We start from the raw sequence: 25,356 nt of genomic DNA on the forward strand, positions 1-25,356 counted from the left end.
CCTGGGTAGCGGCTGTGGCGTTGTGGTGTCACAAGCTATAGTTGTGTCACACGATTTGATTGTGAGCTGCCGCCCATGCCCCTCAGCCCCCGGCTGCCCGAACTCGCCTCGTTCGAGGCGTTTTTGGCGATCGCCGAGACCGGGAGCCTGGGCCGCGCCGCGCGCGAGCTGGGGCTGACCCAGCAGGCGATATCCCGCCGCCTCGCCACCATGGAGGCCCAGATCGGCGTTACCCTGGCGGTCCGGACCACGCGCGGCTCCCAACTGACGCCCGCGGGCCTGATCGTCGCGGAGTGGGCGACCCGCCTGCTCGAGGTGGCCGGAGAGGTCGACGCGGGCCTGGGCTCGTTGCGTAAGGAAGGCCGCGAACGCATCCGGGTGGCGGCCAGCCAGACGATCTCCGAGCAACTCATGCCGCACTGGCTGCTGTCCCTGCAGGCCGAGGCGGCGCGGCGAGGCGAGACCGCGCCCCAGGTGATCCTGACGGCGACCAACAGCGACCACGCCATCGCCTCGGTCCGCGATGGCAGTGCCGACCTCGGGTTCGTCGAAAACCCAGGCACACCAAAGGGTTTGGGTAGCTGTGTGGTGGGGGAGGACGAGCTGGTAATCGTGGTCCCGCCCAATCACAAGTGGGCGCGACGCGGCCGGGTGGTGACCGCCCGCGAACTCGCACAGACGCCGATGGTGGCCCGCGAACTGCATTCGGGCATCCGCGATTCGCTGACGGTGGCATTGCGCAAGGTGCTCGGCGAGGGCATGGAACAGGCGCCACCCGTGCTGGAGTTGACTTCCGCGGCGGCGATGCGGGCCGCGGTGCTCGCGGGTGCGGGCCCGGCGACCATGAGCCGGCTGGCCGTCGCCGACGACTTGGCGTTCGGCCGGCTGCACGCCGTGCACATCCCGAAGTTGGACCTGCGTCGCAAGTTTCGGGCCATCTGGATCGGCGGACGCACCCCGCCGGCCGGAGCCATCCGCGACTTGCTCAGCCACATCATCAGCACGGCGGCTGGGAAAAGCTAGGCCGCCGCGTGCTGGGCGAGCGCCTCGTCGTAGCGATCCAGCACGGTCTCGGCGACCAGCCGGTGCGCCCCCAGCGGTGCCGCCATCGGAATGCCGTTGTCGCGGGCGAAGTTTGATACCCCATCGGTGATGAGGCCCGGCGCCAAGAACCAAGGCGCGATCACGAGCCGCCGCGCGCCGCGGGCGCGTAGCCTGTCGGCGGCGTGGGCCACGGATGCCTCGGGCCGGGTGGCGAACGCGGTTGCGGCCCCGGCCCATTGGGTACCGGCGGCCAGCCGGCCGGCCACCTTGGCGGTGCGGGCATTGGCGGCGAGGTTCGACGAACCGATCGCGACCACCATCACCCCGAGTTCGCCGTCGAGCGGGGACACGCCGACCTCGACGAGCCGTTCGCGCAGCACCGACACCAGCCGGTCGTCTTCGCCGAGCACGTCAGCCTGCCTGATGCCGTGGGCGCCGGCCTCCGCGATCTGTTTGGGGATGTCGAGGCGCGCGTGATAGGCGCTGGCCAGCAGCAGCGGGGCGACCACGGCGCGACGGCTGTTCGGCAACCCGGCCAGCGCGTCGGCGAAAGTCGGGGTGTTCAGCTCGAGGAACGCCAGCCGCACGTCGAGGCCGGGCCGCATCAGCGCCAGCCGGTCGGCCACGGTCCGCGCGTTGGCGCCCGACCGGTGGTCGCGGCTGCCGTGTGCGGTGAGTACGAGTGTATTCATCTCGGCCTCAGCGCAACTCGTCCTCGTCGGCGCGCAGCGCCCAGGCGGCGAACGTCTCGTCGTCCTGGCGGCCGTCGAGGTATTTGCGCGTCACCCGGTCGATGTAGTCGCCCAGTTCGGCGCTGGTGACCTTGTGCTGGCGCAGTTTTCGGCCGAAGCCGCTCTGTTCGCCCAGACCGCCGCCGAGGTGCACCTGGAAACCTTCGACCGAATTGCCTTCGCCGTCGTCGATCCATTGGCCCTTGAACCCGATGTCGGCCACCTGGATTCGGGCGCACGAGTTCGGGCATCCGTTGAGATGCACGCTGATCGGCAGGGTGAGCCTGGAATCGACGTCGGCCAGGCGCTGCTCCAGCTCGGGCACCAAAGTCTGTGCCCGAACCCGGGTTTCGGCGAAGGACAGCTTGCAGTACTCGATTCCCGTGCAGGCCATCGTGTTCTTGCGCCACGACGACGGCCCCGACGGCAGGCCCAGCGCGTCCAGTCCCGCGACCAGTGCGTCGACCTTGTCGTCGGCGACGTCGAGGATGACGAGCTTCTGGAACGGGGTCCACCGCGCCCGGTCGGAGCCGGCCTTCTCCATCAGATCGGCCACCGCCGACAGGGTGCTGCCCGAAACCCGCCCCACGATCGGCGCGACGCCGACGGCGTTGAGGCCGTTCTTGATTCGCTGCACCCCCACGTGGTCGATGGTGTGCTTGACCGGCGCGGGCGCCGGTCCATCGATCAGGCGGCGGTTCAGGTACTCGGTCTCGAGAACCTCGCGGAATTTGTCCACACCCCAGTCCTTGACCAGGAATTTCAGCCGGGCCTTGGCGCGCAGCCGGCGGTAGCCGTAGTCGCGGAACAGCTGGGTGACGCCCTCCCAGACGTCGGCGACCTCGTCCAGCGGCACCCAGGCGCCCAGCCGCTGGGCCAGCATCGGGTTGGTCGACAGGCCGCCGCCCACCCACAGATCCAGGCCGGGGCCGTGCTCGGGGTGGTTCACGCCGACGAACGCGACGTCATGCGTCTCGTGCGAGACGTCTTGCAGGCCCGAGATCGCGGTCTTGTACTTGCGCGGCAGGTTGGCGTACTCGGGGTTGTTCAGCGAGCGCCGCACGATCTCGTCGATCGCGGGGGAGGGGTCGAGAATTTCGTCGAGCGAGTCGCCGGCCAGCGGCGAACCGTGGATGCCGCGGGGGCAGTCGCCGCAGGCCTCGGTGGTCTGCAGACCGACCGAATCGAGCCGCCGCCAGATCTCGGGGACGTCCTCGATGCGGACCCAGTGCAGTTGCAGGTTCTCCCGGTCGCTGATGTCGGCGGTGTCGCGGGCGAACTCGGTGGAGATCTGGCCCAGGGTGCGCATGGTGTGCGCGGTCATCGCCTTGCCGTCGGAGCGGACCCGCATCATGAAGTACTTGGCTTCGATCTTGTCGGTGTTCTCGTCGCCGGTCCAGCTGCCGTCGTAGCCCTGCTCACGCTGGGTGTACAGGCCCATCCAGCGGAACCGCCCACGCAGGTCGTCCTTGGCGATGCTGTCGAAGCCCTGTTTGGCATAGACGTTGATAATGCGGTCGCGTACGTTCAGCGGGGCGTCGTCGTTCTTGAACTGCTCGGCGTGGTTGAGCGGTTCGCGATCGCCCAGCGCCCACTGACCGTCGTTGCGGGTCTTGGCGGGACGTGCGGTGGTCATGTGGCGTTCTCATTCCTCGCTGGCGGCCGCAGATCGGGCCGTGATGCGGCCGCGGGGCGGGCTGGCGCGCCGCGGCGTCGCGATGATGTTTGGGGCTTGGGGGCGCCCGTAAGTTCGTCGTCGGACCCACGGGTCGCGAGTTCCATAGTGCCCCGGTTACGCGGGCGTCAGTAGAGGTCATGTGTTGTGAAGGCACAACCGGCGGTTGTGTGCGCTGCTTCACGCGCGGGCGGCCACAGCTGCGGGAACGCCTGTGATCTGCCGATGGTCACTGGGCCGCGCCGACCGTCCGAAGCGCTTCGGCGAGGATTTCGGTCACCAGGTGCGGCCGGGTGATCAGTGGCGCGTGGTCGACCCGATGGGTGTGGACGGTGGCGTTCATGCGCTCGGCCATGAACCGCTGGGTATCCGGGTTGATCATCCGGTCTTCCTCGGCGACGAGGTACCAGCTGGGTAGGTCGCGCCAGCCGGGTCTGGGGACGGGCTGTTGAATGCACGGTGCAGCGATGGGCCGCTGCACCGCGGCCAGCAGGGCGTGTTCCTCGGCGGCGGCGTGCTGCGCGAACGCATCGGGAAAAGCGTTGTTCGGCAACCAGATCCACCCTGCGTTGTCGGGCTTCAGTTCCGGCGCCCGGGGGTGCGGAGGATTGCGGTAGAACACGTCGGCGACAGTCTCGCCCTCGTCGGGAGCCAACGCGGCCACATAGACCAGGGCCTGGATGCGCTCGTGGCTGGTCGCGCCGATCACGCCGCCGGCGTACGCATGACCGGCCAGCACGACGGGTCCCTCGGTTCGTTCGATGGTCCTTCGGACAGCGTCGACGTCGTCGTCGAGCGTGGTGAGGGGGATCGGTGCGGCGACGGCTTGGACGCCCGCGTGGTGCAGCGCGGTGATGACGCGACTCCAGCTGGACCCGTCGGCCCAGGCGCCGTGGACCAGAACCACGGTGGGTGCACTCACGATTCGGCGCCGGAATCTGAAATGGGACGCATAACCCAGTATGGTGGCATGCTGTCGGCCCTGGGTCAATTTTCAGCCGGGAGTGATGAGATTCAGTCGTAGACTGCGGCGGGATGACCGATGTTTCACTCGACGCACGCGAGCGCCTTGCGCTCTGCGATCTCTTCGACGAACTCGGCTCTGCCGCGCCCACCCTGCTCGACGGGTGGACCGCGCACGATCTCGCCGCCCATCTCGTGTTGCGGGAACGCGATGTCGTTGCCGGTCCGTGCCTGGTGCTGCCCGGCCGCGTCCAACGCTTCGCGGAAGGGCGCCGGGCCAGACTGGCCCGGCGCAAGGACTTTTCGTGGTTGGTCGCACGCATCCGGTCCGGGCCGCCGGTCGGGTTCTTCCGCATCGCCTGGGTTCGCGACATGGCGAATCTGAACGAGTTCTTCGTGCATCATGAGGACGTCCGCAGGGCGAATGGGGGTGGGCCGCGGAACTTGTCCCCCGACATGGATGCGGCGTTGTGGCGCAACGTGCGTCGCGGCGGCCGGTTTCTGAGCCGCCGGCTGCGCGGATGTGGACTCGAGGTGGCGTGGGCCCACGAGCGGGTGACGATTCGGCCGGGTGCCCCGACCGTTCTGCTCGGTGGCCCGCCGGGGGAGCTGCTGCTGTATCTGTTCGGGCGGCAGGCCGCCGCGCGGGTCGACGTGAGCGCGCCGCCGGACGCCGTGGCGGCGCTGCATCGCACGCGCTTCGGCATGTAACGAATACCGTCGCGGGCATCTCGAGATGAGGCGCGAGGCAATAGACGTTTTGCCCGCCTCTGCGCGACAACTCGCGGCGCGACGGCGCGCTGTCGCTCTGAGGCGGGCGCTTCGCCTAACGCTCTCGGCGGCAACGACTTACGAGTCGACGATGCCCGGTCGCGACGCGCCCTGTCTAACCCTGCGCCGTGAGATGCGCAGTGACGATGGGCGTGACCCGCACAATGAGTTCGTCCACCGGAGCGGACGCGATCGGCTCGACCTGCAGGACATGGCGCAGGTAGGCGATGCCCAGGAGCTGGCCCATGGCCAAATCGATGCGCAGCTCCGCGTCCGGGCCCACGAGCAGCTTGGCCAACTGCGGATACAGCTGGCCCTGAATGAACTGACGCACCAAGGCCGCCGACTCATCGTGGGTGGCGGCACCCCGCAGGATCGCCAGCAGCGAAGCGCGCGAGTCCGGCTGCTCCCATGCCGCGAAGAAGACCCGTGTCAGGCGCGCGCCGATGTGCTCGCGATCGCCGCCGGCGATGCGCGCACTGATCTCGGCCGGGTCGAACGGCCATCCCATCGTGGACCGGAACAGCTCGGCCTTGCTGCCGAAATAGTGCCGGATCAACGCCGGGTCGACGCCGGCGCCTGCGGCGATGTCGCGGACCGACGTCTTGTCGTATCCCGAGTCGGCGAACAGCCGCCGAGCGGTGGCCACGATGTCGTTGCGGGTGTCGGGGTTACCCGGGCGTCGTCCAATGGGGGGCACAGTCCAGAAATTCTACAGTCGTTGACTTCCGGATATCCGAGCATTAGCCTGGGTACATAAAATTCCCCGAGTGAGGAGTTAAGCAGAAATGCCGGCACCGCGATGGCTAGCACAAGCCAACAAGATCGGCCTCAATCGGTTCACCAAGTTCATTGCCCCCTGGGCGCCGGGGTGGGGCATCGTCGTCCATCGTGGGCGCAAATCGGGGCGCACCTTCCGCACCCCGCTGTGGGTCTTCCGCCGCCCCGACGGATTTGTGATCGCACTGACGTACGGACCCGAAACGGATTGGGTGCGCAACGTTCTCGCGGCGGGGGGCTGCGAACTGCAGACCCGGCGACGGCGTTACCAGCTCGGCGCCCCGGTCGTGTTCCACGACGACGGCGCGACCGGCATGCCGGCATTCATCCGGTTCATGCTGCGCAGGGTGATCAAGGCGCCGGAGTTCCTGCGGCTCGACATTGTGAGCGAATTGGCAACGGCGCGTTAGGGTAACCGCTCAAGGCGCCGAGGCGAACACCACATCGGGGTTGAGGATGCCCGCCGGGTCGAAGCTCGCCTTGATGCGCCGCATCAGGTCGACCTTGACCGGGTCCTCGAGTTCGACGAAATACGGGGCCTTGGCGCGGCCGAGGCCGTGCTCGCCGGAGATCGCACCGCCCAATTCCATTGCCAACGCGAAGATGTCGGTCAGCAGCTGCTTCCGGATCGCCGCGTCCTGGCAGAAGATGGCCAGGTGCACATTGCCGTCCCCGGCGTGCCCGCAGCCCGCCGCGGCACCCCCGGCCGCCGCGGCCAGACCGCGCGCCCCGGAAAGGAACTTCGGCATGGCGCCGCGCGGCACCACGGTGTCGATCAGGTCGTCGGCGTTGAGTGCCTTGAGCGTCCAGAACGCCTTCTCGCGCGCCTCGATGAGCTTGCGCGCCGAGCCGCCCTCGAGCACGTAGGCGTCCACCGCGCCGAGCTCGGCGAGCAGTTCACCGGCCTTCTCGACGTCCTCGTCCAACCGGTCCGCGGTCCGATTCTCAAGCGCCACAACGAGATAGGCCTGACAGCTGTCGCGGACGGCATCGGGAACGCCCAACTCCAGGTGCTGGGTGTAGACCAACGCGGCCATCGTCACGTTGTCGACGTACTCCAGGATGTAGGGCGCCACGCCGCTGGCGAGGATCCTGGGCACCGCCGCCATCACCTGATCGAAGTCGGCGAACGGGGCGAGCACGGTCGCGCTGTGGTCGAGGCGCGGATGCAGCTTGACCGTCACCTCGGTGGCCAAGGCCAGCGTGCCTTCGGAGCCGACGATGAGCTGGGTCAGGTCGTAGCCGGTGGAGACCTTGGCGATCTTGCCGCCGGTGCGGATCAATTCGCCGGTGGGCAGCGCCGCCTGCAGCCCGAGCACGTTGTGTCGTGCGATGCCGTACTTGACCGCGCGCATGCCGCCGGCGTTGGTGCCGACGTTGCCGCCGACGCTCGACGACAGCTCGCCCGGGTGCACCATGTATCGCAGCCCGGTGCCGGCGGTGGCCGCGTCGAGTTCGGTGAGCGTCACCCCGGGCTGGACGACGGCGACCTGATTGGTGACGTCGACCTCCAGCACGGCGTTCATGCGCTCGAAGGTGATGAGCAGCCCGTCGGCGCGGGGGATCGCCGCGCCCGACAGGCCGGTGCCGGAGCCGCGGGCCGTCACCGGCACCCGGTGTTGAGTCGCCACCTCGAGCAGGTGCGCGACCTCTTCCGGGGTCGCCGGCCTGGCCAGGTATGCCGGTTTTTCTGGCGGCTTGGTGAGCACCTCGTCGTGCGCGTAGTCCTCGGGGATGGCGTCGCCGGTCAGCAGGTGGTGCTCGCCGACGATTTCCGCGAACCGCGCCGCCATGTCGGTCATCGAAGGCCTCACCTTCTTGCGTGCCGGACAGCTCACTGTATCGACGCTGCCGCTAGGGTGGGGGGCTGGCGCACTTTCGCGCAGGCCGGCGCCATTGGGCGATGCGAGTGGGAGTCGGCACACATTAGCGGCCTTCGGCGGCGTCTCGGAGTAGCGACACGCGTGAGGCTTCCCACGTTATGTCGATGCCCGATTCGGGAACCCGCCTCGGTTGGACTGCGTTTGAGAAAGGATTCGCTCAATTGACCTCCTCGTCCCGCGGTTCGCGGCTCGGTACCCGGTTCGGGCCGTACGAGCTGCGATCACTGATCGGCGCCGGGGGTATGGGCGAGGTCTACCGGGCCTACGACACGGTTAAGGACCGGATGGTCGCGCTCAAGCTGTTACGTGGCGAGACGGCCGCGGACCCCGGCTTCCAGCAACGTCTTTGGCGCGAATGCCGCAAGGTGACGCGACTGCAGGAGCCCCATGTCCTGCCGCTGCACGACTTCGGCGAGATCGACGGGGTGCCCTTCATCGACATGCATCTTGTGGACGATGGGGGCAGCCTCAAGGATCTGCTGCGCGAGCAGGGTGGGCTGGAACCGTCGCGCGCGGCGTCGATCACCGCGCAGGTGGCGCGCGCCCTGGACGCCGCCCACGCCGCCGGGCTGGTGCACCTCGACGTCAAACCCGAGAACATCCTGCTCACCCACGACCATTTCACCTACCTGGCCGACTTCGGCGTCGCCGAAGCCGCCGGCGATGACAAACTGTCGCGAACCTACATGGCGCCCGAGCGATTCACCACCGGACGCATCGGGCCGCAGACCGACATCTACTCGCTGACGTGCGTGCTCTACGAGTGCCTTACCGGTGCGGCGCCGTTCGAGAGTGAGGACGCGGGGGAGCTGAAGCGCGGGCACCTGCTGGCGCCGGCGCCGCGGCCCAGCATCATGCGCCGCGGCGTCGGGCGGGAGTACGACGACATCATCACCCGCGGCATGGCCAAACAGGGTGCGGCGCGATTCGGGTCCGCGGGTGAACTCGCCCGCGCCGCCAGCGAGGCGGTATTCGCGGCGTACGAACCGGTTTCCGTCGGCGCCGGCCGCAGTGCCCCTCCGCCCCCGACGCGCCCGCTGCCGACCGCCCCGCTCGCGGAACTCGAGGATGTCGAGCCCCGGCGTACGTGGCGTTGGCCGGCGGTCGGCCGCACGCCGCTGGTGGTGACCGCGGTGGCGGTGGCGATGCTGGTCGCCGGGTTGGTGCTGTCGGTGAATCTGGTTGGCGGCACTCATCACAACGCGTCGCCGCCGTCGCGGACGTTACAGGCGGCGGCACCCCCGGCCTCGATGAGCCCGCCGCCACCGCTGACGCCGACACTGTCGCGTCCGGTGAAAGGCGCCGACGGGTTGGGGTTCGTGGGCGAGACGGCGCGGTGCGACCCGGGCAATCCGCCTGCCGCGGTGGTGCGCACCGCGAAGTCGCTGGCGGTGGTGTGCCAAAACCTCAGCGGCACTTACTATTACCGCGGCGAGCGGATTCGCGACGGCGCTCACATCGAGCTGTCCAATGCCGAGCGGGCTGAGGACGGCTTCGACGTCACCAACCCGGTCGACGGCGTGGTCTACGAGGTGCGTCCCTACCGGCTGCGGATCATCAGCTACGGGCACGTCGATTCGTCGGAGCCGGTGCTGCAGTTCGCCACCGCGTCGTAAACTCTACGGGCGCAGGGGTTTTGGGCGCTAGGGCGGAGTAGTGCTGGAGGCCGTTCCAGTTCACATAGGCCTCACAGGTCACATGAGTAATGGGATTCCGACCATTATGCAACTCCTGAACGTGCTAGCGCATGTGATAGCGCGTTCGAAAGTCACTCATTCGTCGGGCGCCGCGTGCGTGGCTGACTGATGAATGGATAGCGGGCGATAGCCCGAAGTCCGCGGCCTAGAGCAAGTGTGCGGATCCCCAATTCGGCCGCAGGGGCGGCAAATCGCCCAGTCCGGGATCGGGCGGCGCCTCGCCTTCGCCGTCATCGTCGGCCCACCGGCGGCCATACTGGTCGGGAATGTCACCCCACCCCCAATACGGAAGCGGTAATTTCGGCACGATGCCCAATTCGTCTGCCGGGTCGATCTTTTCCGGTTCCACCGTGCACAAATGTGTCCAGCCGTCGCCGAGATCGAACTCGTAGACGAACTGCTCACCGAGGGACAGCGCCGAGAGTTTTGTTGTGCCGCCATCGAGGATGTCCATGTCGAAGTCGTCGGACTCGGGTTGGCCGATCACCCGGCCGTCGCCAAGCTCGAACTCGCAGAGATGCGACCGGTCCCAGCGGGCGAAGGCGGTGTCGATCCCCTCAGCGAGCTGACTGAACCGGTGAGTCCGGCTCGCGGCGAAGACCCGGCCCGGCCGCGGCCAATAGTTCTCGCCGCGACCGCTGATGAGATCGACTCTGATCGACAACCATGTCCGCGCCATGACTAGCCATAGTGCCGCCGAACTCCGTTGGTACGCAAGGGGACATCAACGACTTTGCCTGACGCGTGGTATCGACACTGCGTGGCTGACGAGCCCGATGCCCGCGCCGAGGATGGGCCAGATCGGCCAGAAGTAAGTGGCGTCGGTGGTCAACGCTACGGCCGCCCAGACGGTGAGCACGATGACGACCATGGCGAGGTACGCGGCCAGGTGCGCGCGCACCCCGCGACGCGCCGCGGCGACGCGGGCCGCACGCCGGCGGGGATCGTGACGCCGGATGCGGTCCAGAGGCAGGCCGGCCAGCAGGTCGCGCAGTTCCTGGGCGGTGTGGGTCTGGAACACCGTTTGCAGCCGTCGGTCGTACTCGTCGATCTGCAGGTAGCCCTGCGCGAGCGCCCGGCCGAGCAGGTCGGCCGTCTTCTCCCGGTCACGGTCGCCGGCGAGCGTGGATGAGGTGTCGAGCAGATTCGCCATGTCGTCTCCCGGATCGCCGATGTGAATAGCTTTAACATAGACGGGAATGTTAATCTCGTCAACATGGCGGTCCGGCGGGCGCCCGCAAAGCGGCAGAGCTATCACCACGGCGATCTCAAGCGCGCGCTGACCAGCGCCGCGCTGTCACTGGTCGCGGAGAAGGGGCCGAAAGGATTCACCCTCACCGAGGCAGCGCGTCGCGCCGGGGTCAGCGCCGCGGCCCCGTACCGGCACTTCGCCGATAAGGCCGAGCTGCTGGCCGCCGTCGCCGAACAGGGATTTCGCGAGCTGCACGCCGACCTGGCCGCGGCCGCCGATCGGGTGGCGGATCCCCGGGAGCGGGTGATGGAGCTCGGCCGCGCCTATGTGCGGTGGGCCGTCGCCCATCCCGATCACTACCAGGTGATGTTCGGCGCGGAGACGCTGAAGACCGAGAAGCCGGGCGTGGCGGAGGCCGGCGGGCAGGCGTTCGGTGACCTGCTGGACGCGATCGTCCAGTGCCAGGAGGCGGGGATGGTCGCGGGTCGGGATCCGCGCGAGATCGCCGGGCCGTTGTGGTCGCTGGTGCACGGCATCGCATCGCTGGCCATCGGCGGTCACCTCCGGGCCGTCGGCATCGCCCAGGATCCGGATGAACTCGTGACGGGCGTTGTGGCACAATCGCTTTGAGCGATCGCTGCGGTTGCAGCGCACGGAGCCGGGGCGAGGTGGCATGCTTCTACCATGGCGGCCGTCCCCCAAACGGTCTATGCGCGAGATGGCGATGTCCACCTCGCTTATCAACTGGGCTCTGACAACGGAACCGACCTGCTCTTCGTCCCGTCCGCCACGTTCCCGATTGACTTGCTGTGGGACGAGCCGACCGTCGCCGGCCACCTGCGCCACCTGGCGTCGTTCAGCCGCCTGATCATGACCGACCTGCTCGGGATGGGAAGTTCGGATGCCGTACCGATCCACAACCTCCCGGCGATGCAGGCGTGGACGGACGGACTTGTCGCGGTGCTCGATGCCGTCGGCAGCGAATGCGCGTCGGTCTTCGGGATGTCGGAGTCGGCGCTTCCGGTGATGCTGCTGGCGGCAACCCATCCACAACGCGTCCGCTCGCTGGTGCTCTTCAGCCCCTATGCGCGGTTTCTCCGCGCCGACGACTATCCACAGGGGATGCCCGAACCGGCGTTCTCCCGCTATGTCGATTCCTTCGGTGACACCGTCGGCACCGGTGGTGTCGCGGATCTCCTGGCCCCCAGTTGGACCGGCGATGCCGGCAAGCAGCGCTGGTTTACCCGCGGCGAGCGCCTGGCCGGCGGACCCGGATACTTCAAGGCCATCTTTAATCTGTTCCTGCGCACCGATATTCGGCCCGTACTCGGCAGCATCCAGGCGCCGACACTTGTGCTACATCGCCGCGATGACCGCCACGTGACGGGCGGGCACCCCCGCTACGTCGCCGAACGGATTCCACACGCCCGGTTGCTGGAGCTCGACGGCAGCGACAACGTCTGGTTCGCCGGCGACTGCGACCAGGTGCTCGACGAGATCGAATCGTTCGTCGCCGGTTCGCGTAAGGCCACGCCGACCAGCCGGGTGCTCTCGACCGTGTTGTTCACCGACATCGTCGGATCGACCGAACGCGCCGAGGCGCTCGGTGACGAGGCGTGGACCGCCGCCCTCGACGCGCACAACCAGGTCGTGGAGAAGCACGTGGCCGGGGCGCGGGGCGACGTCATCAAGTTCACCGGTGACGGCGCGCTCGCGACGTTCGACGGGCCGGCGCGGGCGATCAACTGCGCGTGCGCAATTCGCGATGCGGTGCGAGACTTCGGGCTCAACATCCGCGCGGGGCTGCATGCCGGCGAGGTGGAGATGATTGGCCACGACGTGCATGGCATCGCGGTCCATATCGCCGCGCGCATCATGGCGCTCGCCGGGCCGGGCGAAGTGCTGGTGTCGGGCGTGATTCCGCCACTGGTCCTCGGGTCGCGGATCTCCTTCGACGACCGCGGGAGTCACGCGCTCAGGGGTGTGCGGGGCCGCTGGCCGGTCTTTGCCGTGCGTTGAGGGTGGGTCACCACGGTGGTGACGTGTCCCGGCCGGTTCCCGGAGTGAACGTGACCGGGAGATTGCCGAGCCCGGTCATGCTCGGGTTGCCGAGGTATTGGTGGACGTTGTCGACGTCGACCTGGTAGTCGGGGATGCGGTCCAGGACGGCCTTGACCATCACCGCCGACATCAGCCGCGCCAGGTGCGATCCGATACATCGGTGCGGTCCCAGCCCGAAGGCGACGTGGCGGTTGGGGGCGCGGTCGAGGATGATCTCGTCGGGCCGGTCGAATTCGTGTTCGTCGTGGTTGGCCGAGAGCCAGCTGATGACGACGCGGTCGTTTTTTCGTAAGCATTGACCGCCGAGGACGACGTCGTGAGTGACTGTGCGACTGAGGGTTTGGTTGACCGAGAAGTAGCGCAGGAATTCGTCGGTGGCGGTGCGGTAGAGCTCGGGGTGGTCGATGAGTTGCTGTCGGATGTCGGGGTGGGTGCCCAGGTGCTTGAGCGTGAGCGCGGTCTGTGAAGTGGTGGTGTCGACGCCGCCGCCGATGAGGTTCCACAGGATGTTGAGCAGCTGCTCGTCGGTGAGGCGGTGGCCGTCGAATTCGAATTGCAGGAGGAAGCTGGTGAGGTCGTCGCGCGCGTCGGCTTTCCGTGCGGCCGCGAACTCGAGAACTTCTTGCATCATGGCGGGCACTTTGGCGATGGCGTCGGCGTACTCGTCGCTGTCTTGCGGGACGGCCATGACGGAGTGAAAGAGGTTGGCGTACAGGTGCCAGTTGTCGTAGGGCAGGCCCATCAGCTTCATGGTGAGGATGGCCGGGACCGGGCTGGCGTAGTCGAGGACGAGGTCCATCTGTCCGTCGGCGATTTTTTGGTCGAGGAACCAGTGGGCGGACTGCTCCATGAACGGCTTGAGTTTCTCGACGGCGCCGGGGGAGAAGAACGGGGCCAGCGCGTGGCGTAGGGCTTGGTGGTAGGGGCCGTCGACCTCGCCGATGCCCAGGGCCGGCTGGCCGTCGGGGCGCGGGACGCCCATCTCGCCCTGGTAGTTCACGCCGTCTGGCGCGTCGGGTTCGTATTTGTGGGCGAACGTGTCGCCGTCTCGGGCCGTGTGGCTGACGGCGTCATAGCTGCTGAGGAACCAGAACCCGCCGTAGTTCTCGTTCCACGCGACCGGACATCGTTGCCGCAGTTCGGCATTGACGGCCAGCTCGTTGAGGTTGAACGCGTCGGAGTGGTGGTCGAAATCGACGATGGCGTCGCGGTGGACCTTCGGGCGGGTGACCATCGAAAAGCTCTCCAACGGACGGGGACCTGCTGGTGTGGCGGGGGTAGCCGCCTATTACGTTATCTTTACATTATTACGCGTTTGGGCTGCGTGGTGAAGCGTCATCGAAGGTTGTCAGGAATCGGGTTCGTCAGGGGTCTGACGTGCGGCGGAGGTTGTGTTGAGTAGTCATCGAACGGTTTTCAATCACGTTGGGTTATGCGTCACCGACCGCGCGCGGTCGCGCCGGTTCTACGAGGGCCTGCTGGGGTTTGAGTTCTGGTGGGAACTCGACCCGCCGGATGGCGCGACGTCCCAGCTGGTGGGGTTGCCCGAGCCGCTCGGCGTGCACGCGACGTATCTGGTGCGGGACGGGTTCGTGCTCGAGCTGATGAACTACTCGAAGCGTCAGGTGCACGCCGGCTCGGAGCGGGTGATGGATCAGGTCGGGCTGACGCACATCTCGCTTTCGGTGTCCGACCTTCCGGGCGTGCTGGCTCAGGTGGTGGAGTTCGGGGGAGCGGTGGTCGATTCGACCGTGTCGGCCGGCGCGGCGATGATTCGGGATCCGGATGGGCAGTTGCTGGAGTTGCTTTCGGACGGGTGGTTGAAGGTGTTGCCGCCGCGGCCTTAAGGCTCACCCGCTTTGTCGCTACCGGCGAGTGGTGACACGACCATGTTGTCGGTGCCGGATGAGATCGTCTCGTCATGAAGACCATCGCGGTGAAATTGCTTGTTGCCCCGGTGTTCGCCGGTGCAGTGACGAGCCTCCTGGCAGCGGCCCCCGCGCACGCCGATCCGCCGTGCGCGCGGTTCAACACCTGCCAGTACATGCCAAACCCTTACAACGACGGGCCACTGATGCCCACTTGGAATGTCCCCGGCACCTACGGCGGCTGGACCAATCTTCCGGTGATGTGTAACCCGGCTACGTATCGGTGCGATCAATACATACCGACACCGTGAGAGCGTGGCCCGGGTGGCGGGTGTCCAGGCCTCCGAGCGACCCCCGGCTCGAAAGTCACTCTGTCGCAACGTCTCTCTGCCTCGCACAAGGTGGGACCATACGATGGCTACGATAGTGCTACGATCGTAGCATGTCTGAGGTGGCGTCTCGTGAGCTGCGCAACGATACGGCGGGGGTGTTGCGGCGCGTTCGGGAAGGTGAGGACGTCACCATCACCGTCAATGGCCGGCCCGTTGCGGTTCTCACCGCAGTTGCTCCACAGCGCAGGCGTTGGCTGAGCAAGGCAGAGTTGCTTTCGCGCCTGCGCCGCGCTCAAGCCGATCCCGGGTTGCGCCGGGATCTCGCGAAACTCGCAGGTGACACCACCGAGGATCTCGGGCCGATTCAATGATTGCGACGTCCGCGGCCGCCGTGCTCGACACCTCGGTGTTCATCGCGTCGGAAACCGGACGTTACCTCGACGAGGCACGGATTCCCGACGAGGTCGCCACCACTGTCGTCACCCTCGCCGAGCTTCACGCCGGAGTGCTGGCCGCGACGACATCTGACATCCGGGCGCAGCGTCTCGCGACACTGGAATCCATTGCGGATATGGAAACGCTGTCAGTTGATGATGATGCGGCTCGAATGTGGGCGAGGTTGCGGATCTATTTAGCCGAAGCTGGACGGCGGATGCTGGCTAATGACTTATGGATCGCGGCTATCGCAGCATCGAGAGGATTGGCAATCGTGACTCAGGACGACGACTTCGCCGCCCTCGATGGCGCCCGGAATGTGACGATTATTCGAGTTTGACGATAGACGCGAGAGCGGCTATAGAGCGGCGCACGCAACGAGCTTGACGAGCAGTAAGAATCCATTTCGGTTGCCACACAACGGCGTACCGGTCGATCGTGGATCACGATGCGCCTGGGCATCGGCAGGGCCGTGACGAGTGTCGACTCACGTGTGCGCAGACCCCTTTTTGGCGGTCGGCGCGGGCGCGGGCAGCATGAGCCCGACGCTGGCTCACTCGATCCGTTAGCTAACCACTCGCAAGCGATCTCGGTGACCTGGCTTACAGTGCACTCGCAGGAACTGAGATGGAGGCGCGGTGTCGGGGACTCAGACGCTTATGGACTGGATGAACGATGCGGAATACGAGTGGCGGAAGCGGACAGACCCAACCGATGCGCCGATGCTTTGGTTCTAGCGGCTCAACTTGTCAGACCGTCCGAGGACAATACGTCGATGCGCAAGAAAGCCAGTGTCCCTACCGTTCACATCGTCGACGGGCGGCCATGGCAGGATGCGTTGATCTGCGTACTGGAACGATGCTCGCCCTATCGTCCATGGCGCACGAGCGGTGGCATTCAGCCAGGAGACGTCGTGATCGGTGTTCTCGACACAGACCCGCAATCGGTGCTGGCCGCGGTTGCCATCGTCGGGCCAGACGGCGACGTTGGGAACGCCTTCGCCAACATCAACCCCGCATCCCTTACCGGGTTGCTCGAGCTCGGCACGCTGAACATGCTGGCTGACTTTGTGGTTAACCCCAGAAGCGACAACGTCTACCACAGCAAGTCGTTGGATGCCGTCGTTGCTTTGATCGGTGGCTACAACCCGTCGACGACGGACGCACTTTTAGGCCATACCTCGCTCGCCGCCGGACGCATTCTGCTGAAATCAGAGGGAAAGTGTACGGCGTGTGAGCGTCGGCTTGACTTGACGGGAGAAGATGCCCGCGACCGCTTGCACATTCATGCCATCGACCCACCCACGATCTCGCGTAATCCGTTGCGCCTCGTGGATCCGATCACCGAACCAGAAGCCCGAGAGGGTCGTGTCGCTTACTCCGCCGATCAGATCAAGGTTAGACCGCGCTATCCGATGTCATTGCCCCGGATTGGCCTGGGGTGCTGTGCGATTCATGTCGCGACATGATGCGTCTTGCTGGATTCACCAGTTTCCTGGATTTTCGTCTGAGTCTTCATCCGCGCTGTCCGTCTTGCTCGGCGCGGCGTGCGCTGTCAACGATTTACGGGATGCTGTCTTCGGGGGCGCTTGAGCCGTGGATGGAGGCAATGGGCTGCTGCGTAGAACCTTGGGAATGGGTTTGCGCGGAGTGCGGCCACCGGTGGTAGCAGTTTGAAGGTCGGCCGCTAGTTGGCGTCATTGATTTCGCCTCTGTGATGCCCGGTAACGGGCAAACAACACGACGCGTCGCTGGTGTGTCATAGTCTCGGCCAGACCAGCAAAACGCGCGGAATGTCGCGGAATGTGGAGCCGTCGCGCGGTCTCTGGTCGGCCTATGGGTCACAGAAGGGGGAGAGCATGAAGGACGATGGTGCCGATGGCGAGCGCAAAACGCTCCGCGAGTACAACGGTGTCCTGGATAAGGCCATCCAACAAGCATCCAAACTTGCGGGCGTTGCCGTCGATAAATTGCGCGCGCAATACCCAGACGCCACAGATGAAGTGCTGGTGAGAAAGCTCGAGGCCTTGTTTTCGACGACGGTAACCACCACGGGTGCCGCAACAGGCGGCGTCGCCGCGGTCCCAGGGGCCGGCACCGCCGCCGCGCTTGCTAGCGGAGTCGGCGACGGCACCTTCTTTCTCACGGCGAGCGCCACGCATGTCTTGGCCGTGGCGAGTGTCTACGGGATCCGCCTTGAACACTATGAGCGACAACGTGCGCTGCTCTTAATGGTTCTCGCGGGCGGGGGTATGGCTGGCGGCGTTTCCAAAGCCGCCGGACGAACCGGCTCACATCTTGGCGTCCGCGGCGTACAGGCGGTACCGATGGAGACGATCAACCCAATCAATCGCGTTCTTGGTCGACACTTCATTACCAAATATGGAACGAAGCGCGGAATCATCGTTCTCGGCCGCGCAGCGCCGTTCGGCCTGGGAGCCGTCATCGGTGGCGGCGGCAACTTTCTGATGGCGAGGACAGTCATCAAATCAACGCGGACGGCGTTTGATAACGCTCTTGCGTACTAGGAACCAGTTTTCGCTGATTTCGACTGTGGGAGAACGTCTTCCGGGGTGACCCACGCAGGGTCAGCTCCGCGCACCGCGCGCGTTGGCCGGGAAGCCCTCCGGCAGTTTGCATACAGATTGTCGGGCGGGTCAGCTTCGCTGGTGTCGGCTGGCGACCGCCACTGCGAGGGCGGCACGAAGCCCAGCGTCCAACGCCGGCGATTCGGCGATGCTCGCAACCGGCCACACGACGAAACCCAATCGCGCGGCCTACAGGTGACTCGCGGCGAAATCCGCGCCTTGGCCAACCATGCCGTTCGCCGGATACAGAGTGTGAGCGATGCCGGGCGGCCCCGGAGGCGCGCCGTCGCAGATGCTGTCGTCGGGAGCGCACAACTGAATCGTCTTGGCTGCGTAGAGGGGACCGATCGTGATGGGTGGCGCGCCTGAATCGCGCAAGAACTCGTTTGACGGTGTTCCGAACAGCACTACCGCCGCGACATGGCGGGCCACCTCCGGCGGCAGCGGCTGAGGCACGGAGGAGGCGAACTCTGCGGGGACTTCCTTCGGCACGACAGCCGAAGTGACGAAGCCGGACACGACGGCGCCCTGGGAATAGCCACCGAGCACCATTCTGGTGTTCGGACAGCTGGTCGCCGTGGATTCGAGATGAGCGCCGGCGTCCCTGATCCCGTCGACGACGGTTGCCGCGAAGGCGACGCCGCCATTGAAGTCGCCGCTGGCGGCGTAGTTCACCGGATAAACCCCGACCGACTTGCCGCCGATTCGCGACCCCAGCGCGTCGACAAAAGCCTGCCCAACCCCGCCGACTCCAGGTGGCTCGCCGGTACCACGGGCGAACACCACCTCCACGTCAGGACACGGGACGGCGGACACGATGGGGACGGGTGCGCTGACCATGCACGCCCAGGCTGTTGCGACGGCGGTTCCCAGCAAACCGGTGAATCTTAATGCGCTCACCGTCGGCGAATGCCCGCTGGTAGGTCGGCCGAAACAGACGTCGGCGGCGTCGCCGGCGTCGGCCCCCCGGCTGGAAGACGAACTCATCGCAATCGTGACCCTCGAACGCAACCACGCAGTGCTTTGAATGCCTGCTCAGCGGGCGTGACCGACAACAATTCGTGTCACACTGTGCGGATGGTTCCCCAGGATCGGCGCACCGACGACTCCCTCCCGGCAGCCGCGTCGGCGCAGGACAGCGAGCAGGTCGCCGACTTGGTCATCCAAGCCGCCGCCGACAACAGGATCACGCCGACGATGCTGGGCCAGATGCTGGTCAGCGCCAGCCGCAGCATCGCCGACGAGGACGATCTGCTGACGCTGCTGCAGCACGTCTGCGAGATCGCACACGACGCCGTCGACGGCGCCGACAGCACGGGGGTGACCATCGACCTGGGCGGCAGGCTCTATACCGCGGTGCACACTGACCAGCGCACTCTGCGTGTCGATACCGAGCAATACGACGTCGGCCGAGGACCGTGTCTGGACGCCTCCAGGACCCGCGCCATCGTGCTTGTCGACTCCGACGCCGCCGCCGCGACGTGGCCGAGGTTCGCCGCTGCGGCCCGCGACGAAGGAATTCTCAGCTTCCTCGCCGCGCCCCTATTCACCGCCGAACAAGCGCTGGGATCGCTCAATCTCTACGGACGTTCGCGGTCGGCATTCGACAACTTCGATGCCGAGATTCTCGCAATGCTCACCACGGCAGTGTCCCGCGCGATCGGTGACTTTTCCCGCTTCCGGTCCGCCCGGGACGTGGCCGCCTCCATCCAGCGCGCGCTGCAAACTCGCGCTCCCATCGAACAGGCCAAAGGCATGCTGATGGCAATCCACCAGATCGACGCCGACCAGGCCTTCGATTTGCTGCGCCGGAAAAGCCAGGAGACGAACATCCCGCTGCGTGCCGTCGCCGCCGATCTCGTCCAGCAACTCAGCACGACTTCCGCGCCGGAAGCCGATGAGCCGCAGGCGGTCTGAGCTCGCTGGCCGCCGGGCCACAGCACATGCGCCACGGGGCTTTGGATCTTGCATCTAACAGCTTGATCTCATCGCGATAACCACCCGCGCGTCGCCGCGGCATTATCCCGAAGTCTCTGTTGAATACCTGCTCAGGGCCACATCTGAGCCTCTTCTCGTCACATCTACACGCCGCCGCGGCGGCTCGAGAACGGGCACGCATGACGAGCACCTTGAGGGCAAAGGCCGCCACCGCCGCACGAACGGTTGGCCGGGTCATTCTGTTGTCCGCCACCGCCGCGGTCGTGCCGGTGATATTGGCCGCTGGGGTCCACGCCAACCCGGGCGCTCCCGTCCCCGACGCCGACCATGAGTTGGGAATGTATGGCGACCCCGTCGCCGCGGCGCCTTATTGGCGCGAGCAACACGCTTCGGACTGCGGGGAAATGGCGGTGGCCGATGTGGTCGGACAGCTGACGGGACGCCAGCCAACCGAGCACCAGATCACGGCGCTGGCCGAAAACACACCGAGCACAACCGGTCACGGGCCGATCTGGAAGCCCACGGGCACCACCGATATCACCGACCTTCCGGTACTGCTGTGGCACTACTGGATCAGAGCTGAGAACATCCAGACCCACGCCGACGCCTTGGCGCGCAAGCTCGGGCAAGGCCACAAGGTCATCGTCATACTCAACGCCGAAACAATCTGGAACCGGCCCGGGCAGCGGAACTCTGCAAATCACTTCGTGGTTGTCACCGGCATCGACAGCAAGGCCGGTGTGGTGCACCTCAACGACAGCGGGATCAATACCGGCCGCGACGAGCAGGTTCGCATCGCCACCTTCGAAAAGGCGTGGGCCCCGAACTACAACTCGGCAATCGTCACGAAGTGACGGTCGGCGACACGATAGCGAAATAGCCTGCGATAAAAGGAAATCGAAAGTTTACGGTGATCTCGCTGCCCTTCCGGCTGGACAAAGCCGGCTGAGTTCTGCCGCGTGGCCTAGGCGGGTGAGCGAGCGATAGCGCATGCGCTAGCGGAATTCGTAACGCTGTATCCCTCCCAACAGAGGCGTTCACTACAGTCGAGGAATCCTTCGTGGACGAGAAAGGGAGTCGGCGATGACGCGCATGCCCCTGGCCAACGCAGATGAGCAACCGGAACAGATCCGGCAACTCCTCAACCGACCCGACACGCTCAACGTGCTGCGACTGCTCGCCAACGCCCCCAACGTGTTTGACGGCTGGGCACAGATGGCCGGCCGGCTCTTCGACAGCCCCACCTTCACCCCGCGGATGCGCGAGGTGATCATCTTGCGGGTGGCCCATCTTCAGGACTCGCCCTACGAACTCGCCCAGCACAAGGTCTTCGGCCGCGCCGCGGGGCTGTCCGACCGGCAGATCGACGCCCTGCTCGGCACAGGGGATCTGGACGGATTCAGTGGCGATGAACGCGTCGTCGTCGACACCGTCACCGAGCTGTGCACCACCCGCCGGCTCAGCGATGACGCCTTCGCCACCGCCCAAGCCCTGCTCGGTGACGAGGCGCTCACCGAGCTGCTGATGATCGTCGGCTGCTACTACGGCCTGGCGCTGGTGCTCAACGCCGTCGACCTGGAGATCGACGCACCATGACGCGCGTCCCCTATCGCCGCCCCGAGGACATGACCGAACTCGCCCGCGAATTGACCGCGCGGCGGGGCAATCTGAACGTGTACCGCGCACTGGCCAACGCCGAGCAGGTGTTCACCGGCTGGATGGTGGCCGGTGACGCGGCCCTCACCAGCCCGGTGCTGCCGAGGAGGCTTCGCGAACTGATCGTCCTGCGCACCGCGTACCTGATGGACTGCGCCTACGAGCTGGGCCAGCACCGGGATGTCGCACAAACGGTGGGCGTCGACGCCGATACCGTCGACGCCGTCGTCTCCGAATCAGATTGGCACACGGGGAGATTCGATGCCACCGAGCTGGCGATGCTGCGGCTGACGACGGAGCTGGTGAGCACGCGCCGCGTCGCGGCCGAGCTTTTCACACAGGTGCACACGGCCCTCGGTTCGGAGGCCACCGTCGAGGCGCTGCTGGTGATCAGCCGATATGCGGGACTGGCGCTGATGCTCAACGCGCTGGACGTCGACCTCGATGACGCCGCCCGGCTCCCGGTGCCGCCCACGCGGTGAATTCGGCACCCGCCGGACCCCGCGCTGCCGCGAACTCGAGATCGTCTCATCTCGCCTCCGGCGTGCAATGACTCCCGTAATCTTCCAGTTGTGGTTGTGGGAAAGCACCCGTCGGCCCGCCTCTCCGCCGAGGACTGGCTGAAGGTGGGCTACACCGTGCTTGCCGAGGAGGGGGTGCGCGCCCTCAAAGTCGAACGCCTCTGCCAGCAGGCCGGCGTCACCCGCGGCAGCTTCTATTGGCATTTCGAGGACATCGAGAAATATCGGGCCGCGCTGGTCGAATCGTGGAACAAATTCCTGGAACGCGATCGCCAGGCGCTGTCCGAACTCGACGCGCTGCCGCCCCGGGAACGCCTGTCGGCACTGACGCGCACGCTGGTCAGCCCCCAGTACTGGATGCTGGAACGCGCGATGCGTGAATGGGCTCGCCTGGACCCGGTAGCCGCCGACAGCATCCGCGCGACCGACCGGCTACTGCTGCGCACGGTGATAAAGGCTTACCGCGACTACGGTTTCAGCGCCGAGGACGCCAGGCTGCGGGCCGAATTGACCTTCGCCGCGGGCATCGGGCTGCTGCACCTCACCAGGTCGGCCGAAGAGGCCCAATCAGTGGCCCAACGCGAACGGTTCCTGGCCCTGATGCTGGGGGAGACGGCCGGCTCAGACCATGGCGATGGGTGAAATCTTCGCCCCAATCGCCAACGCCCCGGCCAACTCTCGGCTGACGTCGTAGTCGAACACCACGTGCCCCGCGGCGATGTCCACATCGCGCTTGGCGCGCTGCATGGGGCTGGACAGGAAATGGGCACTGGCACCGGACGCCTCGAGGAGATCGGCGATCACCGCCCGGCTTTCGTGCACGGTGCGCGCGGCAGCCAGCCGTGCGTCGGCCCGCACAGATCGGCTCACCCGTTCGCCGCCGACCACGATCGCCTCGATGTCGTCGGCGGTCTTTGCCACCAGCGCCCGCAGAGCGCTCAACCGCACCCTGGCCTCGCCCAGCCTGATCTGCGCGGCGGGCTGATCCTTTTGCGCCACCCCGCTATAGGCCAGGACGCGCCCGCTGAGCCGTTCGGCGAAGAGTTCGGCGACCCGTTCCGCGGTCCCGAGCACGGGCATCGACGCCGTCAGCGCCAACGCGGGAACCAACGGCCACCGATACGTCGCGGCCCCGTGCGCCCGCGCGCCCGGCGCCGTCCCGCCATAGATGTCGGCGACGGCGACCAGTCGGTGCTCGGGGACGAAGGCGTCGGTGACGACGACATCGTGCGAGCCGGTGCCGCGCATGCCGGCCGTGTGCCAGGTGTCCACGACCTCCACCTGGCCGGCGGGCAGCACGGCCAACGCGGGATCGATACGGTCGGGTCGCTCGATCAGCGCGCCGACGATCACCCAGTCGGCATCCAGCGCGCCCGTCGCCCAGGACCATCTGCCGGTCAGGCGCACCCCGCCGTCGGCCGGTACACCGCGGCCGGTGGGGGCCAGGGGCGCCGGCGCCAGCACGGGCCCGGACGCGAAAACCTCCTCCTGCAGCCGCGGATCGAACAGCGACAGCATCCAGTTGTGCAGCGTGTAGAAACCGAGCGTCCAGGCGCTCGATGCGCAGCCGTGCGCCATGCGCCGAATCGGTTGCAGCAGTTCGGGAAACGAGGCCTGCAGGCCGCCGAATCGGGCGGGCAGGAGCAACCGGAACAGGTCGGTCTCGGTGAAATCGCTGATCGTCGCCGCGGGCAGGCGCCGCAGGTGTTCGGCATCCTCGGCGCGATCGGCCAGCCGGGCCACGAATTCGTCGGTCACACCGTGCAGAGGACGGCTTTCCACCACGGACATGCCGTCGACCCTAACATACTTTTTAGTACAGAGCCTGATGGGCCGCCGTTGATGTCAGACCCCCGACGTACGTTCACGCCATGAGTCGTCGTCGTTCCACGGCCAGCTCGGGTGGCGGGCTGGGCGGGGTGCTGGGCCTGCTGCTGCTCATCGGCGTCGTCATCAAGTTCATCTGGTGGATCCTCGGCGCAGTGGCACTCGCCGGGCTGTTCTTCCTCGCGCGGGCATTGCTGCGGTGGTACGAGAGGCGCTCGGCCGAGTCCGCGGGCCGCCGGCGGGCTATCGCCGCGCGCGCCGACCAGCAGCACCGCTGGGTGCTGCGGGGCGACGACCGCGGCATCTACGGGCCCGAAGGCGCCGAACTCATGCACTACCTCTTTCCGGCGCGGCATCACCTACCGCGCCGTCATCAGCGGCCGGACCGCGCGTGCTGATTGCTACCATCGCGCGGTGAGTGATCGCCCGGGTGGGCTGCGATCCGTCGTGCGCCGCGACGTCCTGAAAATCGCCGGCGTGCTGCCGACGGTCGTCGCCGCCGGCGCGGTGCTGCCGCTCCCGCGCGCGACCGCCGGTGTGGCCGGGATGTCGGTCTTCCTCGATCCGGGCCACAACGCCGTGAGCGACGCGTCGATCGATCGTCAGGTTCCCAACGGCCGCGGTGGCACCAAGGCGTGCCAGACTTCCGGAGCGGTCGCCGACGACGGCTATCCCGAGCACACGTTCACGTGGGTGGTGGTGGGGTTGATCAACGACTCGCTGAACCAGCAGGGTGTGCGAACTCAGCTTTCGCGCGACAGCGACAGCGGTGTGGGCCCCTGCATCGACCAACGCGCGGCGGCGGCCAACGCCATGCACCCGGACGCGATCGTGAGCATCCACGCCGACGGGGGACCCCCGTCCGGGAGTGGATTCCACGTCAACTACTCCAGCCCGCCGCTGGGCGAGGTCCAAGCCGGGCCGGCCGTGCAGCTGGCGCGCGCGATGCGGGATGCGTTGGTCCAGTCCGGTTTGGCACCGGCGAACTACATCGGATCGGACGGCCTGTACGGCCGCGACGACCTCGCCGGGCTGAACCTGGCCCAGTACCCCGCCGTCCTGGTCGAGCTGGGCAACATGAAAAACGCCGGCGACTTGGCGCGAATGGAAAGTCCGGACGGCCGCGCGAAGTACGCCGCCGCGGTAACCCAGGGGATAGTCGCTTTTTTGAACTCCAAAGCCCCGGGCGGCTAGCGGCACGCAGCTCACCGATCGACGTGCTCGGGCTGGTGGTCAGCTAACTCAGGATTCCCGCCTAACCGAGCGGTTGCTCAGCTGCCGAATCCGCCCGCCGGAGCCGGGGCCGGCCCGCCGACACCCAGGTGGCTGGAGGCGAAGGCGACGCCCTTGTCGATCATGGCGCCGTCGTCGGCGTAGGTGTCGTGGGCGGCGAAG

At 66.8% G+C, this 25,356-nt stretch carries 29 protein-coding genes and 1 pseudogene; 19 read left to right on the forward strand and 11 right to left on the reverse strand.

The features are described 5' to 3' along the window. The first annotated feature begins 75 nt into the window (after positions 1 to 75). Positions 76 to 1,023 (forward strand): LysR family transcriptional regulator, encoded by a 948-nt coding sequence (locus OQ789_RS20635; RefSeq protein WP_324687995.1) that lies wholly within the window; start codon positions 76 to 78, stop codon positions 1,021 to 1,023. Here the strand turns inward: OQ789_RS20635 and OQ789_RS20640 are convergent. The 3 genes from OQ789_RS20640 to OQ789_RS20650 all read right to left on the reverse strand — a co-directional run bounded on the left by OQ789_RS20640 (position 1,020) and on the right by OQ789_RS20650 (position 4,372). Then, positions 1,020 to 1,736 carry a sirohydrochlorin chelatase gene (locus OQ789_RS20640; RefSeq protein WP_324687996.1) on the reverse strand — a complete coding sequence of 239 codons (717 nt, stop codon included), beginning with the start codon at positions 1,734 to 1,736 and terminating at the stop codon, positions 1,020 to 1,022. The genes OQ789_RS20635 and OQ789_RS20640 overlap by 4 nt on opposite strands. A 7-nt stretch (positions 1,737 to 1,743) precedes the next feature. Beyond that, a complete protein-coding gene (locus OQ789_RS20645) occupies positions 1,744 to 3,411 on the reverse strand; it encodes a nitrite/sulfite reductase (protein WP_324687998.1) in 1,668 nt (555 codons plus the stop codon). Between the two features lie 268 nt (positions 3,412 to 3,679). Further along, a complete protein-coding gene (locus OQ789_RS20650; protein ID WP_324687999.1) occupies positions 3,680 to 4,372 on the reverse strand; it encodes an alpha/beta hydrolase in 693 nt (230 codons plus the stop codon). A gap of 113 nt (positions 4,373 to 4,485) precedes the next feature. Between OQ789_RS20650 and OQ789_RS20655 the strand changes: the two genes are divergently transcribed. Then, positions 4,486 to 5,124 (forward strand): TIGR03085 family metal-binding protein, encoded by a 639-nt coding sequence (locus tag OQ789_RS20655; RefSeq protein WP_324688001.1) that lies wholly within the window; start codon positions 4,486 to 4,488, stop codon positions 5,122 to 5,124. A 175-nt stretch (positions 5,125 to 5,299) separates the two neighbouring features. On the opposite strand, the gene OQ789_RS20660 is transcribed toward OQ789_RS20655, so the two are convergent. Then, on the reverse strand, positions 5,300 to 5,884 hold the full coding sequence (locus tag OQ789_RS20660; protein ID WP_324688002.1) for a TetR family transcriptional regulator: 585 nt from the start codon (positions 5,882 to 5,884) through the stop codon (positions 5,300 to 5,302). 88 nt (positions 5,885 to 5,972) lie between these two features. Here OQ789_RS20660 and OQ789_RS20665 point away from each other — a divergent pair, with 88 nt between their 5' ends. Further along, complete coding sequence (locus tag OQ789_RS20665; protein ID WP_324688003.1) at positions 5,973 to 6,374, forward strand: nitroreductase family deazaflavin-dependent oxidoreductase; 402 nt, start codon at positions 5,973 to 5,975, stop codon at positions 6,372 to 6,374. Between the two features lie 9 nt (positions 6,375 to 6,383). Here the strand turns inward: OQ789_RS20665 and OQ789_RS20670 are convergent, their stop codons facing one another. Next, positions 6,384 to 7,766: an FAD-binding oxidoreductase gene (locus tag OQ789_RS20670; protein WP_324688004.1), complete on the reverse strand. Its 1,383-nt coding sequence runs from the start codon at positions 7,764 to 7,766 to the stop codon at positions 6,384 to 6,386. A 242-nt stretch (positions 7,767 to 8,008) separates the two neighbouring features. Here OQ789_RS20670 and OQ789_RS20675 point away from each other — a divergent pair, with 242 nt between their 5' ends. Then, positions 8,009 to 9,463, forward strand: coding sequence for a serine/threonine-protein kinase (locus OQ789_RS20675; RefSeq protein ID WP_324688005.1), 1,455 nt, complete (start codon positions 8,009 to 8,011; stop codon positions 9,461 to 9,463). A 226-nt stretch (positions 9,464 to 9,689) separates the two neighbouring features. On the opposite strand, the gene OQ789_RS20680 is transcribed toward OQ789_RS20675, so the two are convergent. Next, positions 9,690 to 10,223 (reverse strand): IS1096 element passenger TnpR family protein, encoded by a 534-nt coding sequence (locus OQ789_RS20680; protein ID WP_324688006.1) that lies wholly within the window; start codon positions 10,221 to 10,223, stop codon positions 9,690 to 9,692. A gap of 45 nt (positions 10,224 to 10,268) precedes the next feature. Beyond that, positions 10,269 to 10,697, reverse strand: coding sequence for a DUF1707 domain-containing protein (locus OQ789_RS20685; protein WP_324688007.1), 429 nt, complete (start codon positions 10,695 to 10,697; stop codon positions 10,269 to 10,271). 63 nt (positions 10,698 to 10,760) lie between these two features. Here OQ789_RS20685 and OQ789_RS20690 point away from each other — a divergent pair, with 63 nt between their 5' ends. Beyond that, positions 10,761 to 11,366: a TetR/AcrR family transcriptional regulator gene (locus OQ789_RS20690; protein WP_324688009.1), complete on the forward strand. Its 606-nt coding sequence runs from the start codon at positions 10,761 to 10,763 to the stop codon at positions 11,364 to 11,366. Positions 11,367 to 11,420: 54 nt separating this feature from the next. Further along, a complete protein-coding gene (locus OQ789_RS20695) occupies positions 11,421 to 12,755 on the forward strand; it encodes an adenylate/guanylate cyclase domain-containing protein (RefSeq protein ID WP_324688010.1) in 1,335 nt (444 codons plus the stop codon). Positions 12,756 to 12,762: 7 nt separating this feature from the next. Here the strand turns inward: OQ789_RS20695 and OQ789_RS20700 are convergent, their stop codons facing one another. Beyond that, positions 12,763 to 14,031, reverse strand: a complete 1,269-nt coding sequence (locus OQ789_RS20700) for a cytochrome P450 (protein ID WP_324688011.1) — start codon at positions 14,029 to 14,031, stop codon at positions 12,763 to 12,765. A gap of 160 nt (positions 14,032 to 14,191) precedes the next feature. Here OQ789_RS20700 and OQ789_RS20705 point away from each other — a divergent pair, with 160 nt between their 5' ends. From OQ789_RS20705 to OQ789_RS20730, 6 genes are all read left to right on the forward strand, one after another. Beyond that, positions 14,192 to 14,644 (forward strand): VOC family protein, encoded by a 453-nt coding sequence (locus OQ789_RS20705; protein ID WP_324688012.1) that lies wholly within the window; start codon positions 14,192 to 14,194, stop codon positions 14,642 to 14,644. A gap of 74 nt (positions 14,645 to 14,718) precedes the next feature. Next, the gene (locus OQ789_RS20710; RefSeq protein WP_324688013.1) at positions 14,719 to 14,976 is read left to right on the forward strand and encodes a hypothetical protein; all 258 of its coding nucleotides are present in this window, start codon (positions 14,719 to 14,721) and stop codon (positions 14,974 to 14,976) included. A gap of 131 nt (positions 14,977 to 15,107) precedes the next feature. Then, positions 15,108 to 15,368, forward strand: coding sequence for a type II toxin-antitoxin system Phd/YefM family antitoxin (locus tag OQ789_RS20715; protein WP_324688014.1), 261 nt, complete (start codon positions 15,108 to 15,110; stop codon positions 15,366 to 15,368). Further along, positions 15,365 to 15,772: a type II toxin-antitoxin system VapC family toxin gene (locus OQ789_RS20720; RefSeq protein ID WP_324688016.1), complete on the forward strand. Its 408-nt coding sequence runs from the start codon at positions 15,365 to 15,367 to the stop codon at positions 15,770 to 15,772. The genes OQ789_RS20715 and OQ789_RS20720 overlap by 4 nt, the downstream gene beginning before the upstream one ends. Positions 15,773 to 16,207: 435 nt before the next feature. Then, positions 16,208 to 16,900, forward strand: a complete 693-nt coding sequence (locus OQ789_RS20725) for a hypothetical protein (protein ID WP_324688017.1) — start codon at positions 16,208 to 16,210, stop codon at positions 16,898 to 16,900. 390 nt (positions 16,901 to 17,290) lie between these two features. Continuing rightward, the gene (locus tag OQ789_RS20730; RefSeq protein ID WP_324688018.1) at positions 17,291 to 17,959 is read left to right on the forward strand and encodes a hypothetical protein; all 669 of its coding nucleotides are present in this window, start codon (positions 17,291 to 17,293) and stop codon (positions 17,957 to 17,959) included. Between the two features lie 249 nt (positions 17,960 to 18,208). On the opposite strand, the gene OQ789_RS20735 is transcribed toward OQ789_RS20730, so the two are convergent. After that, entirely contained in the window at positions 18,209 to 18,859 is a 651-nt protein-coding gene (locus tag OQ789_RS20735) for a cutinase family protein (protein ID WP_324688035.1), read from the reverse strand. A gap of 237 nt (positions 18,860 to 19,096) precedes the next feature. On the opposite strand from OQ789_RS20735, the gene OQ789_RS20740 reads away from it, so the two are divergent. The 5 genes from OQ789_RS20740 (at position 19,097) to OQ789_RS20760 (ending at position 22,776) form a co-directional block, all read left to right on the forward strand. Further along, the gene (locus tag OQ789_RS20740; RefSeq protein ID WP_324688019.1) at positions 19,097 to 19,936 is read left to right on the forward strand and encodes a GAF and ANTAR domain-containing protein; all 840 of its coding nucleotides are present in this window, start codon (positions 19,097 to 19,099) and stop codon (positions 19,934 to 19,936) included. Between the two features lie 200 nt (positions 19,937 to 20,136). Then, positions 20,137 to 20,811: a C39 family peptidase gene (locus OQ789_RS20745; protein WP_324688021.1), complete on the forward strand. Its 675-nt coding sequence runs from the start codon at positions 20,137 to 20,139 to the stop codon at positions 20,809 to 20,811. Positions 20,812 to 21,040: 229 nt separating this feature from the next. Continuing rightward, the gene (locus OQ789_RS20750; RefSeq protein ID WP_324688023.1) at positions 21,041 to 21,553 is read left to right on the forward strand and encodes a carboxymuconolactone decarboxylase family protein; all 513 of its coding nucleotides are present in this window, start codon (positions 21,041 to 21,043) and stop codon (positions 21,551 to 21,553) included. Then, positions 21,550 to 22,095 (forward strand): carboxymuconolactone decarboxylase family protein, encoded by a 546-nt coding sequence (locus OQ789_RS20755; protein ID WP_324688025.1) that lies wholly within the window; start codon positions 21,550 to 21,552, stop codon positions 22,093 to 22,095. Before OQ789_RS20750 ends, OQ789_RS20755 begins: the two co-directional genes overlap by 4 nt. Positions 22,096 to 22,239: 144 nt before the next feature. Further along, a complete protein-coding gene (locus tag OQ789_RS20760) occupies positions 22,240 to 22,776 on the forward strand; it encodes a TetR/AcrR family transcriptional regulator (protein WP_324688037.1) in 537 nt (178 codons plus the stop codon). Here the strand turns inward: OQ789_RS20760 and OQ789_RS20765 are convergent. Then, positions 22,756 to 23,925, reverse strand: a complete 1,170-nt coding sequence (locus tag OQ789_RS20765; protein ID WP_324688026.1) for an acyl-CoA dehydrogenase — start codon at positions 23,923 to 23,925, stop codon at positions 22,756 to 22,758. The genes OQ789_RS20760 and OQ789_RS20765 overlap by 21 nt on opposite strands. An 80-nt stretch (positions 23,926 to 24,005) precedes the next feature. Here OQ789_RS20765 and OQ789_RS20770 point away from each other — a divergent pair, with 80 nt between their 5' ends. Together OQ789_RS20770 and OQ789_RS20775 are read left to right on the forward strand one after the other, a co-directional pair. Continuing rightward, complete coding sequence (locus OQ789_RS20770) at positions 24,006 to 24,359, forward strand: hypothetical protein (RefSeq protein WP_324688027.1); 354 nt, start codon at positions 24,006 to 24,008, stop codon at positions 24,357 to 24,359. Positions 24,360 to 24,375: 16 nt separating this feature from the next. Beyond that, a complete protein-coding gene (locus tag OQ789_RS20775) occupies positions 24,376 to 25,155 on the forward strand; it encodes an Rv3717 family N-acetylmuramoyl-L-alanine amidase (RefSeq protein WP_324688028.1) in 780 nt (259 codons plus the stop codon). 77 nt (positions 25,156 to 25,232) lie between these two features. Here the strand turns inward: OQ789_RS20775 and OQ789_RS20780 are convergent. After that, positions 25,233 to 25,356, reverse strand: a pseudogene (locus tag OQ789_RS20780) (cutinase family protein); the annotation flags it as partial.

It is taken from the genome of Mycobacterium sp. 94-17 (genome assembly GCF_035617725.1).
Classification (GTDB): domain Bacteria; phylum Actinomycetota; class Actinomycetes; order Mycobacteriales; family Mycobacteriaceae; genus Mycobacterium.

Excerpts from the sequence above, each read along its gene's own strand:
- OQ789_RS20635 (WP_324687995.1), top strand. The coding sequence starts at position 76 with ATGCCCCTCAGCCCCCGGCTGCCCGAACTCGCCTCGTTCGAGGCGTTT.
- OQ789_RS20640 (WP_324687996.1), bottom strand. The coding sequence starts at position 1,736 with ATGAATACACTCGTACTCACCGCACACGGCAGCCGCGACCACCGGTCG.
- OQ789_RS20645 (WP_324687998.1), bottom strand. The coding sequence starts at position 3,411 with ATGACCACCGCACGTCCCGCCAAGACCCGCAACGACGGTCAGTGGGCG.
- OQ789_RS20655 (WP_324688001.1), top strand. The coding sequence starts at position 4,486 with ATGACCGATGTTTCACTCGACGCACGCGAGCGCCTTGCGCTCTGCGAT.
- OQ789_RS20665 (WP_324688003.1), top strand. The coding sequence starts at position 5,973 with ATGCCGGCACCGCGATGGCTAGCACAAGCCAACAAGATCGGCCTCAAT.
- OQ789_RS20670 (WP_324688004.1), bottom strand. The coding sequence starts at position 7,766 with ATGACCGACATGGCGGCGCGGTTCGCGGAAATCGTCGGCGAGCACCAC.
- OQ789_RS20680 (WP_324688006.1), bottom strand. The coding sequence starts at position 10,223 with ATGGCGCGGACATGGTTGTCGATCAGAGTCGATCTCATCAGCGGTCGC.
- OQ789_RS20685 (WP_324688007.1), bottom strand. The coding sequence starts at position 10,697 with ATGGCGAATCTGCTCGACACCTCATCCACGCTCGCCGGCGACCGTGAC.
- OQ789_RS20690 (WP_324688009.1), top strand. The coding sequence starts at position 10,761 with ATGGCGGTCCGGCGGGCGCCCGCAAAGCGGCAGAGCTATCACCACGGC.
- OQ789_RS20695 (WP_324688010.1), top strand. The coding sequence starts at position 11,421 with ATGGCGGCCGTCCCCCAAACGGTCTATGCGCGAGATGGCGATGTCCAC.
- OQ789_RS20700 (WP_324688011.1), bottom strand. The coding sequence starts at position 14,031 with ATGGTCACCCGCCCGAAGGTCCACCGCGACGCCATCGTCGATTTCGAC.
- OQ789_RS20710 (WP_324688013.1), top strand. The coding sequence starts at position 14,719 with ATGAAGACCATCGCGGTGAAATTGCTTGTTGCCCCGGTGTTCGCCGGT.
- OQ789_RS20715 (WP_324688014.1), top strand. The coding sequence starts at position 15,108 with ATGTCTGAGGTGGCGTCTCGTGAGCTGCGCAACGATACGGCGGGGGTG.
- OQ789_RS20720 (WP_324688016.1), top strand. The coding sequence starts at position 15,365 with ATGATTGCGACGTCCGCGGCCGCCGTGCTCGACACCTCGGTGTTCATC.
- OQ789_RS20725 (WP_324688017.1), top strand. The coding sequence starts at position 16,208 with ATGCGCAAGAAAGCCAGTGTCCCTACCGTTCACATCGTCGACGGGCGG.
- OQ789_RS20730 (WP_324688018.1), top strand. The coding sequence starts at position 17,291 with ATGAAGGACGATGGTGCCGATGGCGAGCGCAAAACGCTCCGCGAGTAC.
- OQ789_RS20735 (WP_324688035.1), bottom strand. The coding sequence starts at position 18,859 with ATGGTCAGCGCACCCGTCCCCATCGTGTCCGCCGTCCCGTGTCCTGAC.
- OQ789_RS20740 (WP_324688019.1), top strand. The coding sequence starts at position 19,097 with ATGGTTCCCCAGGATCGGCGCACCGACGACTCCCTCCCGGCAGCCGCG.
- OQ789_RS20745 (WP_324688021.1), top strand. The coding sequence starts at position 20,137 with ATGACGAGCACCTTGAGGGCAAAGGCCGCCACCGCCGCACGAACGGTT.
- OQ789_RS20750 (WP_324688023.1), top strand. The coding sequence starts at position 21,041 with ATGACGCGCATGCCCCTGGCCAACGCAGATGAGCAACCGGAACAGATC.
- OQ789_RS20755 (WP_324688025.1), top strand. The coding sequence starts at position 21,550 with ATGACGCGCGTCCCCTATCGCCGCCCCGAGGACATGACCGAACTCGCC.
- OQ789_RS20765 (WP_324688026.1), bottom strand. The coding sequence starts at position 23,925 with ATGTCCGTGGTGGAAAGCCGTCCTCTGCACGGTGTGACCGACGAATTC.
- OQ789_RS20770 (WP_324688027.1), top strand. The coding sequence starts at position 24,006 with ATGAGTCGTCGTCGTTCCACGGCCAGCTCGGGTGGCGGGCTGGGCGGG.